This window comes from Bacteroides stercoris ATCC 43183 (genome assembly GCF_025147325.1).
Taxonomy (GTDB): Bacteria; Bacteroidota; Bacteroidia; order Bacteroidales; family Bacteroidaceae; genus Bacteroides; species Bacteroides stercoris.
This window is the reverse complement of the sequence record NZ_CP102262.1, coordinates 734,241-750,239: the sequence shown is the minus strand read 5'-3', so window position 1 is coordinate 750,239 and position 15,999 is coordinate 734,241. Positions and strand designations below refer to the sequence as shown.

Genomic DNA, 15,999 nt, shown 5'->3' with positions numbered 1-15,999 from the left:
TATGATGAAACTGAAACAAATTCTGTTATGTGGTTTGATGGTGCTGTGCTGTGCTCCGCTTGGGGCACAGACATCCAAAGAAGAGATGTTTGCTACTCCTGAGAAGACGGGAGGAGTCTATTGGGCATATCCGTTGGATTTCGCGCCACAGACTAAAGCGCCTAAGGGATATAAGCCTTTTTATATCAGTCATTACGGACGGCATGGTTCCCGTTACCTGATTGGCGACCGTGATTATAAATGGCTGGTAGACCTGTTTGAAGAGGCGCATCGTGCACATGCGCTTACCGGTTTGGGTGAAGATACCTACCGGCGTTTGCTCAAGGTATGGGAAGAGGCGGAAGGACATGGCGGGGATTTGACTCCATTGGGAGTCAGGCAGCATCGCGGCATTGCTGAAAGAATGTATGCTTCGTTTCCGGAGGTATTCAAAGGCAATCCCTTTATATCTGCCCGTTCTACCGTTGTATTGCGTTGTGCTATGAGTATGGTGGCTTTTGGTGACCGTTTGAAAGAGCTGAATCCGGATTTGCGGATTTCTTATGAGGCAAGTGAGAAATATATGGATTATCTGAATTATCACACCGACGAATCCAACCGTTTTACTTCTTCCCAGGACGGTCCTTGGGCCGAGGAATACAGGAAATTTGAGGAAGCCCATACCAATCCGGAGCGTTTGGTCGTATCCTTGTTCAAGGATAAACATTTTGTCGTAAAGAAAGTAAATCCTAAGGAATTGATGTGGGGAATGTACTGGGTAGCCAGTGACATGCAGAATGCTGAAACAAAAGTTTCTTTCTATGATTTGTTCGAAGCACAGGAATTATTTGATTTGTGGCAGTGTGTCAATTACCGTTTTTATGTGGGGAATGCCAATCATGCCGATGGAAAAGGTATTGTAGTGGCCAATGCCAAATCTCTGTTAAGAAATATTCTGGACAGTGCTGACGAGGCTATCCGGAAAGGGGGAATTGCCGCTACTCTCCGCTTCGGGCACGATGGTAATGTGATTCCTTTGGTTGCGTTGATGCAGATAGAGAATTGTAATGTTGTAGTTAGCGATCCGTATGAAGTTTATAAGGTATGGAGTGATTTCAAGGTGGTTCCTATGGCTGCTAATGTACAGATTATCTTTTTCCGGAACGAGAAGTCCGGGGATATTCTGGTAAAGGTTATGCACAATGAGAATGAAGTGCATATTCCGGTAGAGACTGATATGTTTCCTTATTATAAATGGGAGGATGTCGAGAGGTTTTATCGAAATTTGTTGAATTGAGTTTTTTGAAGTTAACAATATAGAAACGATTATGGGAGTGCGGCGATGGGATATCGGCGCACTTTTTTTGCAAAAATAGATATTTTGCAGTAATAAGCGTGTTTTTTAGTTAATACTTTGCCCGTTGTGTACCATATTCCCATAAAACCTTTATCTTTGCAGCCGAAAACGATATGTGGAAAGATTTGGGTAGCTTGCAACCACGGAAAAAAATGCTAAAACACATCCTTTTCTGACGGTACTCCGGTGTACCGGGATTTGCATACCTACTCATTAATGACGCTTTCCTCATCTCCTTTTTAATTATTCATTTTTAATTTCTAATTGAAATGGGATACTTATTCACATCCGAATCGGTGTCGGAAGGACACCCCGACAAAGTGGCCGATCAAATATCGGACGCTGTGCTTGACAAACTGTTGGCGTATGACCCCAGTTCGAAAGTAGCTTGCGAAACTCTGGTTACTACCGGACAGGTAGTGCTGGCTGGAGAAGTGAAAACCAAAGCGTATGTTGACCTTCAACTTATCGCGCGTGAAGTAATCAAGAAAATCGGCTATACCAAAGGCGAGTATATGTTCGAGAGCAATTCGTGTGGCGTGCTTTCCGCCATTCACGAGCAGAGCCCCGACATCAACCGTGGTGTGGAGCGCCAGGATCCTATGGAACAAGGTGCGGGCGACCAGGGCATGATGTTCGGTTATGCCACTAACGAAACGGAAAATTATATGCCGCTCTCCCTGGATCTTGCCCACCGTATCCTGCAAGTGCTGGCGGATATCCGTCGCGAAGGAGAGGTGATGACGTATCTGCGTCCGGACTCCAAGAGCCAGGTAACCATTGAATATGATGATAACGGCAATCCTGTCCGTATCGATACGATTGTAGTTTCTACCCAACACGATGATTTCATTCAGCCTGCCGACGACGGCGAAGCTGCACAGTTGAAGGCGGACGAGGAGATGTTGGGCATTATCCGCAACGACGTCGTTAATATCCTGATGCCCCGTGTCATCGCGTCTATCCATCACGAGAAAGTATTGTCGCTGTTTAACGATAATATCAAGTATCATGTGAATCCTACCGGCAAATTCGTAATCGGCGGTCCTCATGGGGATACCGGTTTGACCGGACGTAAGATTATTGTGGATACTTACGGCGGTAAAGGTGCACACGGCGGTGGCGCTTTCTCCGGTAAGGACCCCAGCAAGGTAGACCGCAGTGCCGCATACGCTGCACGTCACATTGCCAAGAACCTGGTAGCTGCCGGTGTGGCGGATGAAATGCTGGTACAGGTATCTTACGCCATCGGTGTGGCGCGTCCTATCAATATATATGTAAATACCTACGGGCGCAGCCATGTAAATATGAGCGACGGCGAGATAGCCAGAAAGATCGATGAGCTTTTCGACCTTCGTCCGAAAGCCATTGAAGACCGTTTGAAACTGCGTAACCCTATCTATCAGGAAACAGCCGCTTACGGTCATATGGGACGTGAGCCGCAGGTTGTCACCAAACACTTCAAGTCTCGCTATGAAGGCGATAAAGACGTGACTGTAGAACTGTTCACCTGGGAGAAACTGGATTACGTTGATAAGGTGAAAGCGGCTTTCGGCCTCTAATTCTCCGTTCTTCGTTAAAGAAAACAGTAATCAGCATAGCTTTACAGCTATTTATTATAGAAAGCTGCCTTTCTGCCTTCGGAATATTCCGGGGTAGAATGAGCAGCTTCTTTTTTCAAATCTCCTTAAAATCATATACCTTTGCAACAAGGTAATAATTGATATAGCTGAAAGATGATGAATAAAATAACCTCCGTATGTGTATACAGTGCTTCGAGCACTAAAATAGACCCCGTTTATTTTGATGCCGCCCGTGAACTGGGAACGTTGCTGGGGCAGCGGCATATCCGTTTGGTGAACGGTGCCGGTAATATGGGACTTATGGCTGCGGTGGCGGATGCCACACTTGCGGCAGGCGGTGAGGTGACCGGAGTGATACCCCGTTTTATGATTGAGCAGGGGTGGCATCATACAGGACTGACCAAGCTTGTAGAGGTGGAAAATATGCATGAACGCAAGCAACTGATGGCGGATTTGAGCGATGCCGTGATTGCATTGCCCGGCGGTTGCGGTACTTTGGAAGAATTGCTCGAAGTCATTACCTGGAAACAATTGGGACTGTATCTGAATCCGATAGTCATATTGAATATCAAGGGGTATTTCGACCCGTTGCTGGCTATGTTGCAGAAGGCTGTAGACGAAAACTTCATGCGTGCGCAGCACAGTGCCATCTGGCATGTAGCCGCGACAGCCGGGGAAGCGGTTGAACTGGTACATACCGTACCTTTGTGGGATGCCTCTATCCGTAAGTTTGCAGCGATATGATAAGTTGGTTGGCGGCATGGATACCCGGTGGAGCGGAAGGTGTGCCTATTCCCTATTCTCCGAGAATGGACGACGGCATCACCATTGTGCTGCTGTGTTGTTTTTTTCTGTCGGCCTATGTGCTTTCCCGTAGCCGTAGGTTTCTGTTGCAGCTGGTAAAGGATTTCCTGTTGCATCGTGAGCGTACCAGCATATTTGCAACCTCAACGGCGGGTGATATGCGCTACCTGCTATTGTTGATTTTGCAGACTTGCATACTCTCCGGGGTCTGCATTTTTAATTACTGCAATGATATTCAGCCTGAATTGGTGCATCATGTTCCGCCTTTTGCGCTATTGGGGCTTTATATCGGGATAAGTCTTTTGTATTTATTTCTGAAATGGATTTTATACTCTGTATTAGGTTGGATTTTTTTTGACGAAAGTACTACGACTCTTTGGCTTGAGTCATATTCTACCCTGCTTTATTATCTTGGTTTCACTCTTTTCCCGTTTGTGCTGTTTATTGTTTATTTCGATTTAAGTCTGCAACTTACAGTAATAATTGGATTGATTTTAGCCTTTTTTACTAAAATATTGATGTTCTATAAGTGGTTCAAGCTTTTTTGTAGCAATTTACATGGCAGTTTCCTTTTAATTTTGTACTTTTGTGCCCTTGAAATCATGCCTTGTTTTATGCTATACCAAGGAGTGATACAACTAAACGATTATTTGATAATAAAATTTTAGGACGTTGAAAATTAAGAAAGTACTTGTGTCGCAGCCGAAACCGGCATCAGAGAAATCTCCTTACTACGACATTGCCGAGAAGTACGGTGTGAAAATCGATTTTCGCCCGTTTATCAAAGTAGAGAGCCTTTCAGCAAAAGAGTTCAGACAGCAGAAGGTCTCTATATTGGATCATACCGCCGTTATTTTCACTTCGCGTCATGCAATCGATCACTTTTTTCATCTTTGTACGGAATTGCGCGTAACAATCCCTGAGACCATGAAATATTTCTGTGTGACGGAGGCGATTGCTTTGTATATTCAGAAATATGTACAATACCGCAAGCGTAAGATTTTCTTTGGAAATACCGGAAAGTTTGATGACCTGTTGTCTTCCATTATAAAGCATAAGACTGAAAAGTATTTGGTGCCGATGTCGGATGTACATACAGACGATATTAAGAATCTGTTGGACAAGAGTAAAATCCAGCATACGGAAGTAGTCATGTATCGTACGGTAAGTAATGATTTTACTCCGGATGAAAAGTTTGACTATGACATGCTGGTATTCTTCAGCCCTGCCGGTGTGTCTTCTTTGAAGAAGAATTTCCCGGATTTCGAGCAGAAAGAGATTAAAATCGGAACATTCGGCTCTACAACAGCACAGGCTGTCCGTGATGCCGGACTCCGTTTGGATTTGGAAGCTCCCAGTGTGCAGGCGCCCTCTATGACGGCAGCGCTTGATATGTTCATAAAGGAGAACAACAAGGGAAAGTGAAAAGAAGTATAAGTTATGAATTATAAGTTATAAGCCTGTCGGATACATTTATAATCGTAACGAAGCAATAACGGGCGGCGGGCAGACTGCGGAATCTTAGCAGCACTACCTGTAGCCCGTTTTTTCATATCCCCCTCTATATTTTACATTATACCTTATACTTCATGGCGAATACCTTACATAAAGTCGAAAGGCTGGATAAAAAAAAGATAATAGAGAAGATGTTTGCGGGCGGTTCGCGTTCGTTTTCGGTCTTCCCGTTGCGTGTGGTGTATTTGCCGGTAGAGGAGCTGGAGGCGGATGCTTCCATTCTTATCAGTGTTTCGAAGCGCCGCTTCAAACGTGCGGTGAAGCGCAACCGCGTAAAGCGTCAGATACGCGAGGCTTACCGTGTAAACAAACATGAACTGTTGAACGCTTTGGCAGAAAAGAAGTGCCGGTTGGCCATTGCCTTTATTTACCTTTCCGACCAGCTGACGGAATCTTCCGTAATAGAAGAGAGGGTGAAGACTGCTTTGGCGCGTATTGTTGAGAAAGTTACCGTATCGGATGCGAATATGGCAGCCGTAGCGCCTATGAAGCCATGAAACGCCTGCTTTCATATCTGCTGTTGCTTCCTATTTATTTTTACCGGAAGTGCATTTCGCCCATGACTTCCCCTTCGTGCAGATTTACTCCTACCTGTTCTCAATATGCAGTTGAGGCTATTAAGAAACATGGCCCTTTCAAAGGCCTTTATCTGGCGGTAAAACGTATATTGCGTTGCCATCCCTGGGGTGGTTCCGGATATGATCCTGTTCCATGAAATTTCCTGTCGATATACATACGCATCGCTTGCCGCCTGTGCCCGGAACGGCTATTGCGAACCGTTATCCCGATACTTTTGTTCCGGAAGAGGGGGCGTGGTATTCGGTAGGCATACATCCCTGGCATATCCCGGCAACCGTTACTCCGGTTGTTCGGAATGAAATGAATGTTTTGGCTTCTTTAGCCGGGCATCCGCAGGTTCTTGCCATAGGGGAAGCCGGACTGGATAAATTGGCCGATGCTCCGATGGTTGTGCAGATAAAGGTTTTTGAATATCAGGCACGGTTGTCTGTGGAGCTTGACAAGCCTTTGGTCATTCATTTGGTAAAGGCTATGAGTGAGTTGCTGAAGTTGAAACAGCAGATAAAGCCGGCCAACCCCTGGATTATTCATGGTTTTCGCGGGAAAGCGGCTCTGGCGGAGGAATGTCTGAGGCATGGGTTTTATCTCTCTTTCGGGGAGAAATATCAGGAAGAGGCGCTGCGGATAACTCCTGCCGACCGTCTGTTCCTGGAAACTGACGAAAGCTCCGTGCCGGTTGCGGATTTATACAGCCGGGCAGCCGAAGTCCGTCGCGTATCTTTGGCGGAACTCACGGAAGCGATACGGGAAAATATCGCCAAAGTCTTTTTTAAACAATAAGAGTTGTTTGTTCGGATAAAGAGTCGTACTTTTGTCGCAGACAAAGTATAAATCAAATAATTAATAGTTAATCATTCGATGAATTTTGTAGAAGAATTAAAATGGCGTGGCATGCTCCACGATATGATGCCGGGTACGGAAGAACTGCTGGCAAAGGAACAGGTGACTGCATATATCGGTTTCGACCCTACGGCAGACTCCCTGCACATCGGACACCTTTGCAGTGTGATGATATTGCGTCACTTCCAGCGTTGCGGCCATAAGCCGTTGGCACTGATAGGCGGTGCTACGGGTATGATTGGCGACCCTTCCGGTAAGTCGGCGGAACGCAATCTGCTCACTGAAGAAACATTGCAGCGCAATATGGCAGGCATGAAGAAGCAGTTGAGCAAGTTTTTGGATTTTGATTCGGATGCCCCTAACCGTGCGGAGTTGGTGAACAACTACGATTGGATGAAGGACTTCAGTTTCCTTGATTTTGCCCGTGAAGTAGGCAAGCATATCACCGTAAACTATATGATGGCTAAGGATTCGGTGAAGAAGCGTCTGAACGGTGAAGCCCGCGACGGTCTTTCTTTCACAGAATTCACTTATCAGTTGCTGCAAGGCTACGATTTCCTGCATCTGTACGAAACCAAAGGTTGCAAGCTGCAAATGGGCGGCTCGGACCAGTGGGGTAACATCACCACGGGAGCCGAACTGATTCGCCGTACCAATGGCGGTGAGGTATTTGCCCTGACAAGCCCTCTGATTACAAAGGCGGACGGCGGTAAATTCGGTAAGACGGAATCCGGCAATATATGGCTCGATCCCCGCTATACATCTCCTTATAAGTTCTACCAGTTCTGGCTGAACGTAAGCGATGCCGATGCAGCCCGCTACATCAAGATATTCACTTCTTTGTCCAGGGAAGAAATCGAGGCTCTGACGGCCGAGCACGAAGCAGCTCCGCACTTGCGTGTCCTGCAGAAGCGTCTGGCCAAGGAAGTCACCATTATGGTACACTCCGAAGAGGACTACAACGCGGCTGTCGATGCGTCCAACATTCTTTTCGGCAATGCCACATCGGAGGCGTTGAAAAAGCTGGACGAAGATACTTTGCTGGCAGTGTTTGAGGGTGTTCCTCAGTTTGAGGTATCCCGTGATGCGCTGGCTGCCGGTGTAAAGGCAGTTGATCTGTTCGTAGACAATGCGGCTGTATTTGCATCGAAAGGCGAAATGCGCAAGCTGGTGCAGGGCGGCGGCGTCTCTTTGAACAAAGAAAAACTGGCTGCTTTCGATCAGGTTGTTACAACTGCTGATTTATTGGATGACAAGTATCTGCTGGTGCAACGCGGCAAGAAGAACTATTATCTGATTATTGCAAAATAATATAGGGATATGAAAAAATGTCCCGAAATATTTGCATATTTCGGGACATACTTCTATCTTTGCACCGCTTTTTAACAGAAAGCGCATATGTTTGGACTATGGTGTAATGGTAGCACAACAGGTTTTGGTTCTGTTTGTCCAAGTTCGAATCTTGGTAGTCCAACGAAAAAAGCTCCGACAGTCGATGATTGTCGGAGCTTTTTTCATTAGTATATGAGTTGTGCCAATATAGTGGCACAACTTTGTCTATTATATGGCACGGGTTTGCCATATAGATGGCACGGTTGGCAACTATAGGATTCTCTTTTATTTTTTCTTTTGATTTATTCATTCAATATTAGGACATTTCTGATGATTTTTCCTTTCTTTGTACAATATTGATAGATAATTAGGACAAAAAAGCAATGTTTTGCCGTTTTCTTTTGCTACATTTGCAATCGTGTACGTAAACGACGTACCGCTGGCTGTTAATTTTGAAAATTAAAGAAAGGTAATATAATCATGAGAACGAACTATGAGATCCGCTACGCTGCGCATCCGGAAGATGCGAAAAGTTATGATACGAAAAGAATTCGTCGTGATTTCCTTATAGAGAAAGTATTCTCCCCGAATGAAGTGAATATGGTATATTCCATGTACGACCGTATGGTGGTAGGTGGTGCCATGCCGGTGGGTGAGGTGTTGCAACTGGAGGCTATCGACCCGTTGAAAGCCCCTTATTTCCTGACCCGCCGCGAGATGGGTATTTTCAATGTAGGCGGACCGGGCGTGGTCAGAGCCGGCGACGCTGTGTTTGAAATGGATTATAAAGAAGCCCTCTACCTGGGTTCGGGCGACCGTGAAGTTACTTTTGAGAGCAAGGACGAGGCTCATCCGGCCAAGTTCTATTTTAATTCCGTAACGGCTCATCGCAACTATCCCGACAAGAAAGTGACGAAGAGAGATGCGGTAGTGGCTGAGATGGGTTCTTTGGAAGGCTCCAACCACCGTAATATCAACAAGATGCTGGTAAATCAGGTGCTGCCGACCTGCCAATTGCAAATGGGCATGACGGAACTTGCTCCGGGCAGTGTGTGGAATACAATGCCGGCACACGTCCACAGCCGCCGTATGGAAGCTTATTTTTACTTTGAGATTCCGGAAGACCATGCTATCTGCCACTTTATGGGCGAGGTGGACGAAACCCGCCATGTGTGGATGAAGGGCGACCAGGCTGTCCTTTCTCCCGAATGGTCTATCCACTCTGCCGCAGCTACGCACAATTATACCTTTATATGGGGGATGGGCGGCGAGAATCTGGATTACGGCGACCAGGATTTCTCCTTGATTACCGATTTGAAATAACACTATTTTTTCAACCTAAAATAAATAAACATCATGAATCAGTATTTGAATTTTTCTCTGGAAGGTAAAGTAGCCCTCGTAACAGGTGCTTCTTACGGTATCGGTTTTGCCATTGCTTCGGCTTTTGCAGAACAAGGTGCGAAAATCTGTTTCAACGACATCAACCAGGAGCTGGTAGACAAAGGTATGGCTGCTTATGCCGAAAAGGGTATCAAGGCACATGGTTATGTATGCGACGTAACCGATGAACCGGCTGTTCAGGCTATGGTGGCTACTATCGAAAAAGAAGTGGGCTCTGTTGATATTCTGGTTAACAACGCAGGTATCATCCGCCGTATCCCTATGCACGAAATGGAAGCTGCCGATTTCCGTCGCGTTATCGACATCGACCTGAATGCTCCGTTCATCGTTTCTAAGGCTGTTCTGCCTGCAATGATGAAGAAGGGTCACGGTAAGATCATCAACATCTGCTCCATGATGTCCGAACTGGGTCGTGAGACTGTATCTGCATACGCTGCCGCTAAGGGTGGTTTGAAGATGCTGACTCGTAACATCTGCTCCGAATACGGTGGATACAACATCCAATGTAATGGTATCGGCCCGGGTTACATCGCTACTCCGCAGACTGCTCCGTTGCGTGAAAAACAAGCTGACGGCAGCCGTCACCCGTTCGATTCATTCATTTGCGCTAAGACTCCGGCCGGTCGTTGGTTGGATCCGCAAGAACTCACAGGTCCTGCTGTGTTCTTGGCATCTGAGGCTTCCAACGCAGTGAACGGACATATTCTGTACGTTGACGGCGGTATCTTGGCTTACATCGGAAAACAACCGAAATAACAGGTAATAAGGTAGTGAGGCGGTAAGTGATAGAGGATATTGCTTTACCGCCTTATTTTTTATAATAAGGTTGCTTCATCACCTGCTGCATTATCGCATTACCATCCTGTTACATTACCACTTTATCACATTATTTATTCACTATGAAGAAACTTCTTTTATTAGGTATGACGGCCTTGTTTTGCTTCGCTTGCAACGACAGCAGGACGGTGACCGTTACGGTAACCAATCCGTTGGCCATGGAGCGCTCCAATGAAATGGTAGAGGTGTCTATGGAAACTGTTACAGACCGCCTGGGCTTGGCGGACACGGCACAGATTGTAGTATTGAATGCCGACGGGCAGCAAGTGCCTTATCAGATTACGTACGACGGCAAGGTTATATTCCCGGCTGCGATAGCTGCTGGCGGCACCGCTACGTACACCATACAAACCGGTACGCCTGAGGCTTTTGATGTAAAGGCCTGCGGCAGATGCTATCCCGAACGTATGGATGATATGGCTTGGGAGAATGATTTGGTGGCTTTCCGCGCTTACGGTCCTGCTTTGCAGGCTAAAGGAGAGCGTGGTTTCGGTTATGACCTGTTTACGAAGTACAACACTACCGAACCGATACTGGAGGCCATGTACGCCAAAGAACTGGACAAGGAAACGCTTGCCAAGATTGCCGAACTGAAAAAGACCGATCCGAAGGCTGCTGCCGAGTTAAGCCGCGAGCGTTCTTATCACATCGACCACGGTTACGGGATGGACTGTTATGCAGTAGGCCCTACATTGGGAGCCGGTGTAGCCGCGCTGATGGTAAACGATACGATTATCTATCCGTGGTGCTATAAGAACCAGGAGATTTTGGATAACGGCCCGTTACGCTTTACGGTGAAGCTGGAGTTTACTCCGCTGACTGTAAAGGGAGATTCGACCGTGGTAGAAACGCGTCTGATTACACTTGATGCAGGCTCACATTTGAACAAGACTGCCGTGTCGTACAGCAATTTGAAAGAAACATTGCCTATCGTTGCAGGCATCGTATTGCATGAACCCGATGGAGCTGTCGTTGCCGATGCTGCTAACGGTTACATTACTTATGTAGACCCTACGACCGGTCCCGATAACGGTAAAATCTTTATGGGTGCTGCGGTTCCCGCTGTTGTCAAAGATGCGAAAACCGTACTTTTCTCCGAGAAGGAAAAGAAAGAACGTAACAATGCCGATGGCCATGTACTTGCTGTAAGCGACTACGAACCGGGTTCGGAATATGTATATTATTGGGGATTTGCATGGGATAAGGCAGATATCAAGACTGCCGATGCCTGGAACCGGTATATGGCTGATTTCGCCCAAAAAGTGCGTAATCCGCTGACGGTAAAAGTAAACTAAAAACATTGAGAGTTGAAAGTCAGGCTGCGCAATTGTGCTGCATGAAAACTTTCAACTCTCAACTTTATAACTCTATAATTCTATAACAGTCTGAACTCGTATCCCTCTTCTTTCAGAAATTCTATTGCCCGTGGCAGTGCATATTGCAGGTTGCCGTTGTTCCAGGACTTTAAGGAATCGTGAAATGTAATGATAGAGCCATTGCGCGCATATTTCATAACGTTGGCAAGCACCTGAGGCCCGCGGAGTTTCTTACTGTAGTCACGGGTTACCAAATCCCACATTATTATCTTATAACGGCGTTTCAGTATCATGTACTGCGTCCATCCCATGTGGCCGTGCGGAGGGCGGAACAGGTCTGTTTTCATTACCTCGTTGGCTTTCTCGGCATTTGCCAGATAATCTTTGAAGTTGTATTCAAATCCCCTAAGATGGTTGAAGGTATGGTTACCGATGCGGTGTCCCCGCTCCACAACCATTTGGAATTCATCAGGGTGCTTACGGATATTGTCACCTACCATAAAGAAGGTGGCTTTTATGTCGTATTTGTCAAGCAAGTCGAGTACCCACGGAGTAACTTCGGGGATAGGTCCGTCATCGAAAGTCAGATAGACGGCTCTCTCGTCCGGGTCCATTCGCCATACGGCGCTGGGATATAACTTACGAACAAACTCGGGTGGCTGTTCTATAAACACGGTTAATCGGTGGTTAACGGTTATTGACTGATGCTGGGCATCCGGTGGCGAATGGCAGGTTTACCGGCAGGATGTACCTGCGGTAATCCGCTCATTCGCTACCGTGTACCGGCATTATTTTTTTTCCATTTTTTGTAATCTTTCGTATCTTTCCGCATACAAGTTGTACAACTCTTCTACCTTCGGAGCGTAGATTTCTGCCAGTTTGGAATTGTATTTCTTCATAATCTTCACTTCAGCATCGAGCACTGCCCAGTGATATTCAAATTCACGGGTAGAGATGGAGAAGCGGTTGTCGTCCATGCTCAGATACCAGGTGAGGTATTCCACGGCTTTGTCGGCAAGGGCTTTCATCATGTCGTCGGCTTTTGTAGAATCGCCCAACTGGTAGTATGCTTCGGCCATCTGTACGGCACCGTTCTGCCAGTCGTATGGCACGTTGAAGGCGGGAATCATCTTCTCGGCATAGTCCAGTGCGGCTTTAGCCTTATCCTTCTTGCCTTCGCGTATCAACTGCTGTGCAAGCTGGGAGAAGATACGGCGATGCGAGTGACACATGCGCATGGCATTCTCATCAATGTAGATGCCCGGTTTGTCGATGCCGCCGAACTTGAACTTGTGCATCAGGTTGTCGTACATCTTTTCGCTGTCTATTTTCACACCCAGCTTGTCGGTATCGAACGGAGTGAAACGGTAGGTGAGACCCTCCTGAATGAAGTGGTTGCCCATGTTCAGTTGGTTCTCCGGCCCTACGCTGACTGCGATGTAGATAGGACGCTCCCAATTGGCTTCCGTCAGCATTTCGAGCATCATCAGCTCACTCTTGTAGAGGGCGCGTTTGCCTTTCAGCGAGATGTGCATGTAGTCGGGGATGGAATCGCCCGGTATCATCATTCCGCTGCGGCGTACGGCTTCCTTATCCACTTTCATCACGATGCTGTCGGTAGGAATTATCTTCAGGTCCTCGTTCTTGCTGCGTATCCAGTATTTCAGTATGTTCTTGAGTTCGTAAGGATTTTCGCCGAATTCTTTCTTCACGTTTACCAGTGCTTCGGTGTTGCCGCTCAGGGCTTGTTTCTCTGCTTCGGCATACAGGGCATCGATGCTCTTCTTGTATTCGGGACGTACCGGAACATATTCGTTGGTACCTTCTACATACTCCATACGGTCCCACGTGATAGGCAGGGAGGGAGAGTCGTAGGCGGGACGCTTCATCTGGTCGATGTACCAGTCGGTCTGCAGGTAGCTGAGGTTGCAGGTACGGGCGTCGGTACGGAAGCCTTCCGTTTCTTGGTTGTACCACAGGGGGAAGGTATCGTTATCGCCGTTGGTGTATATAATCGGATTACCCGTTTCCTGCAATGACATCAGGTAGTTCTGCCCGAAATCGCGTGCCACATAACGGCCGCTGCGGTCATGGTCGTCCCACGTCTGGCTTGCCATCTGTATGGGAACGAAAAGGCAGGCCACTGAAACGATAGCGGCGGCGGGAAGTTCCTTCATCTTAGCATAATGCTGCAACAGACGGATAATGCCTGCCACGCCCATACCAATCCAGATGGCGAAAGCATAGAACGAACCTGCGTATGCGTAGTCGCGTTCGCGCGGCTGGCTCGGTGTCTGGTTCAGGTAGAGCACAATCGCTATACCGGTCATGAAGAAGAGGAAGAACACTACCCAGAACTGCTGGATACCCTTCTGCCCGCGGTAGGCCTGCCACAACAGACCGATGATGCCGAGCAACAACGGCAGGCAGTAGAATACGTTATGCCCCTTGTTCTCTTTCAGTTCTTTCGGCAGCAAGTCCTGATTGCCTACCAGCATATTGTCGATAAACTTGATGCCGGTAATCCAGTTGCCGTGTTCGATTTCTCCGCTACCCTGCAAGTCGTTCTGGCGTCCGGCGAAGTTCCACATGAAATAGCGCCAGTACATCCAGTTGAGCTGGTAGGAGAAGAAGAACTTAATGTTTTCCCACTGCGTAGGCATAGTTACCATAATCATTTCGCCGCATTTGTCGTAGGGTACGTCATATCCCTTGATGTCCTGCCATGCCTTATATTGGTTGGCATGAGCGCTGCTGTACATACGGGGGAAGAGCATATTCTGCGCATACTCGTATTCGATGCGTCCGGGGATTTCGATGTAGCTGTCTTTCTCGTCGTCAGTGGCCTTTTCCTTACGGATGTATTTGGTTCCGTTGTAGGAGATGCGCGGTTCGCAATATCCGTCTTTTACATCCAGGGCTACCTGTGAGGAGTAAGCCGGACCGTAGAACAGCGGGCGTGTACCGTACTGTTCGCGTCCCAGGTATTCGCCCAATGTGAAGATATCTTCCGGAGAATTCTGGTCCATCGGCGTATTGGCGGTGGAGCGGATTACGATAAGCGCGTAGGATGAATATCCGATAACAATCATCATGGTGCACAGCAGTGATGTGTTCAGTGTGCGTGCCGATACGCGGTATCTCTCCTTAATCTTCTCCTGCGTGCCCGGTTTGAGATAGAGCCACAGCAGCGCGATAACGATAATGCCGATAATGACAGAACTGCCGCCATGACCATAGAAAGGAATACCCAGCATGGCTATGGTCAGTATGAACGAGAGTGCCATACGCGACTTGCTCTTTTCATTGTAGCTTTCGTATACACCCCAGATGAGGCAAGCCGCCAGCAAGATGATATATACGATGACACCGCTGTTGAAAGACATGCCGAGCGTGTTGACAAAGAACAGCTCGAACCAGCCGCCCACTTTTACGATGCCCGGAACGATACCGTACAGCACAACCGCTACCAGCACCATAGATGCGAGAAGTGCTAACAGCGAACCTTTTGCGTTGGCATTGGGTACTTTCTTATAGTAGTATACCAGCACGATAGCCGGAAGACAGAGCAGGTTCAGCAAGTGAACACCGATACTCAATCCGGTGAGATAGGCGATAAGAATCAGCCAGCGGTCGGAATGCGGCTCGTCCGCCACATCTTCCCATTTCAATATCAGCCAGAACACTACTGCCGTGAACAGTGAGGAGAAAGCATACACCTCACCCTCTACGGCGCTGAACCAGAACGTATCACTGAATGTGTATGCCAATGCACCCACCAGACCGCTGCTCATGACAGTAATCAGTTGTCCTTTGGTGATGTTGTTTTCATCGGTAATAACCAGTTTGCGTACCAGGTGAGTGATGCTCCAGAATAAGAACAGGATACAAGCGCCGCTCATCAGTGCACTCATGTAGTTCACCATCTTGGCAACGGTAGAGGCATCGGAAGCAAACTGAGAAAACAGATTGGCTACTAACATAAAGAACGGTGCACCGGGCGGGTGTCCTACTTCCAGCTTATAGCCGGTGGTAATGAACTCCGGGCAGTCCCAAAAACTTGCAGTCGGCTCAATAGTCATGCAATAAACCGTTGCTGCAATGATAAAGGTAATCCAACCAATCAGGTTGTTTACGGTTTTGTACTGTTTCATTCGGATGAAATTCGTTATGGTTTTATTTTAATTTCGGCATATATGGGCGCAAAGATAATGATTTCAGTTCTAAATAAGTGACAATAAGGCGGATTATTAGGATTGGTTTAGAGATATAGGGGGAATTTTATAGAAAAAGGGAGAGGCTGCTCAAAACTCCTGAGCTTTCCGCGCAAAAGACCGGGACTTTCGGGGTAAAACTCCCAGACTTTTCGTGCAAAACTCCCGGTCTTTTGAAGAAAATGCCCCGTCTTTTGTCTGAGAACTCCCGGACTTTCTGCCGCTAAATATTTGTCGGG

Annotated in this window: 14 protein-coding genes and 1 tRNA gene; 13 read left to right on the top strand and 2 right to left on the bottom strand. The window is 47.2% G+C overall.

Annotated elements, in window-relative coordinates; all coding sequences use genetic code 11:
* The first annotated feature begins 1 nt into the window (after position 1).
* The 13 genes from NQ565_RS03225 (at position 2) to NQ565_RS03165 (ending at position 11,525) form a co-directional block, all read left to right on the top strand.
* Positions 2–1,276 carry a histidine-type phosphatase gene (locus NQ565_RS03225; RefSeq protein ID WP_005655692.1) on the top strand — a complete coding sequence of 425 codons (1,275 nt, stop codon included), beginning with the start codon at positions 2–4 and terminating at the stop codon, positions 1,274–1,276.
* Between the two features lie 329 nt (positions 1,277–1,605).
* The gene (metK, locus tag NQ565_RS03220) at positions 1,606–2,898 is read left to right on the top strand and encodes a methionine adenosyltransferase (protein WP_005655688.1); all 1,293 of its coding nucleotides are present in this window, start codon (positions 1,606–1,608) and stop codon (positions 2,896–2,898) included.
* A 177-nt stretch (positions 2,899–3,075) separates the two neighbouring features.
* Positions 3,076–3,663, top strand: a complete 588-nt coding sequence (locus NQ565_RS03215; RefSeq protein WP_040316023.1) for an LOG family protein — start codon at positions 3,076–3,078, stop codon at positions 3,661–3,663.
* Positions 3,660–4,391: a DUF4271 domain-containing protein gene (locus NQ565_RS03210; RefSeq protein WP_005655681.1), complete on the top strand. Its 732-nt coding sequence runs from the start codon at positions 3,660–3,662 to the stop codon at positions 4,389–4,391. The genes NQ565_RS03215 and NQ565_RS03210 overlap by 4 nt, the downstream gene beginning before the upstream one ends.
* A 4-nt stretch (positions 4,392–4,395) precedes the next feature.
* Positions 4,396–5,148, top strand: coding sequence for a uroporphyrinogen-III synthase (locus NQ565_RS03205; protein WP_005655679.1), 753 nt, complete (start codon positions 4,396–4,398; stop codon positions 5,146–5,148).
* Between the two features lie 164 nt (positions 5,149–5,312).
* Positions 5,313–5,735 (top strand): ribonuclease P protein component, encoded by a 423-nt coding sequence (gene rnpA / locus NQ565_RS03200; RefSeq protein WP_005655677.1) that lies wholly within the window; start codon positions 5,313–5,315, stop codon positions 5,733–5,735.
* Positions 5,732–5,953: a membrane protein insertion efficiency factor YidD gene (gene yidD / locus NQ565_RS03195; protein ID WP_005655675.1), complete on the top strand. Its 222-nt coding sequence runs from the start codon at positions 5,732–5,734 to the stop codon at positions 5,951–5,953. Before rnpA ends, yidD begins: the two co-directional genes overlap by 4 nt.
* Positions 5,950–6,597, top strand: coding sequence for a TatD family hydrolase (locus NQ565_RS03190; protein WP_005655674.1), 648 nt, complete (start codon positions 5,950–5,952; stop codon positions 6,595–6,597). The genes yidD and NQ565_RS03190 overlap by 4 nt, the downstream gene beginning before the upstream one ends.
* Positions 6,598–6,675: 78 nt before the next feature.
* Entirely contained in the window at positions 6,676–7,968 is a 1,293-nt protein-coding gene (tyrS, locus tag NQ565_RS03185; protein WP_005655672.1) for a tyrosine--tRNA ligase, read from the top strand.
* 92 nt (positions 7,969–8,060) lie between these two features.
* A tRNA-Gln gene (locus NQ565_RS03180) sits at positions 8,061–8,131 on the top strand.
* A 338-nt stretch (positions 8,132–8,469) separates the two neighbouring features.
* Complete coding sequence (gene kduI, locus NQ565_RS03175) at positions 8,470–9,312, top strand: 5-dehydro-4-deoxy-D-glucuronate isomerase (RefSeq protein ID WP_005655670.1); 843 nt, start codon at positions 8,470–8,472, stop codon at positions 9,310–9,312.
* Positions 9,313–9,345: 33 nt separating this feature from the next.
* Entirely contained in the window at positions 9,346–10,149 is an 804-nt protein-coding gene (locus NQ565_RS03170) for a gluconate 5-dehydrogenase (protein ID WP_005655668.1), read from the top strand.
* Positions 10,150–10,292: 143 nt separating this feature from the next.
* Positions 10,293–11,525: a DUF4861 domain-containing protein gene (locus tag NQ565_RS03165; RefSeq protein ID WP_005655665.1), complete on the top strand. Its 1,233-nt coding sequence runs from the start codon at positions 10,293–10,295 to the stop codon at positions 11,523–11,525.
* Between the two features lie 80 nt (positions 11,526–11,605).
* Here the strand turns inward: NQ565_RS03165 and NQ565_RS03160 are convergent, their stop codons facing one another.
* Together NQ565_RS03160 and NQ565_RS03155 are read right to left on the bottom strand one after the other, a co-directional pair.
* Complete coding sequence (locus NQ565_RS03160) at positions 11,606–12,220, bottom strand: polysaccharide deacetylase family protein (RefSeq protein ID WP_016660930.1); 615 nt, start codon at positions 12,218–12,220, stop codon at positions 11,606–11,608.
* 114 nt (positions 12,221–12,334) lie between these two features.
* Positions 12,335–15,700 carry a glycosyltransferase family 117 protein gene (locus tag NQ565_RS03155; RefSeq protein WP_005655660.1) on the bottom strand — a complete coding sequence of 1,122 codons (3,366 nt, stop codon included), beginning with the start codon at positions 15,698–15,700 and terminating at the stop codon, positions 12,335–12,337.
* Between the last annotated feature and the right edge of the window lie 299 nt (positions 15,701–15,999).

Coding starts and splice junctions, on each gene's coding strand:
- NQ565_RS03225 (WP_005655692.1), top strand. CDS start 2: ATGATGAAACTGAAACAAATTCTGTTATGTGGTTTGATGGTGCTGTGC.
- metK (WP_005655688.1), top strand. CDS start 1,606: ATGGGATACTTATTCACATCCGAATCGGTGTCGGAAGGACACCCCGAC.
- NQ565_RS03215 (WP_040316023.1), top strand. CDS start 3,076: ATGAATAAAATAACCTCCGTATGTGTATACAGTGCTTCGAGCACTAAA.
- NQ565_RS03210 (WP_005655681.1), top strand. CDS start 3,660: ATGATAAGTTGGTTGGCGGCATGGATACCCGGTGGAGCGGAAGGTGTG.
- rnpA (WP_005655677.1), top strand. CDS start 5,313: ATGGCGAATACCTTACATAAAGTCGAAAGGCTGGATAAAAAAAAGATA.
- yidD (WP_005655675.1), top strand. CDS start 5,732: ATGAAACGCCTGCTTTCATATCTGCTGTTGCTTCCTATTTATTTTTAC.
- NQ565_RS03190 (WP_005655674.1), top strand. CDS start 5,950: ATGAAATTTCCTGTCGATATACATACGCATCGCTTGCCGCCTGTGCCC.
- tyrS (WP_005655672.1), top strand. CDS start 6,676: ATGAATTTTGTAGAAGAATTAAAATGGCGTGGCATGCTCCACGATATG.
- kduI (WP_005655670.1), top strand. CDS start 8,470: ATGAGAACGAACTATGAGATCCGCTACGCTGCGCATCCGGAAGATGCG.
- NQ565_RS03170 (WP_005655668.1), top strand. CDS start 9,346: ATGAATCAGTATTTGAATTTTTCTCTGGAAGGTAAAGTAGCCCTCGTA.
- NQ565_RS03165 (WP_005655665.1), top strand. CDS start 10,293: ATGAAGAAACTTCTTTTATTAGGTATGACGGCCTTGTTTTGCTTCGCT.
- NQ565_RS03155 (WP_005655660.1), bottom strand. CDS start 15,700: ATGAAACAGTACAAAACCGTAAACAACCTGATTGGTTGGATTACCTTT.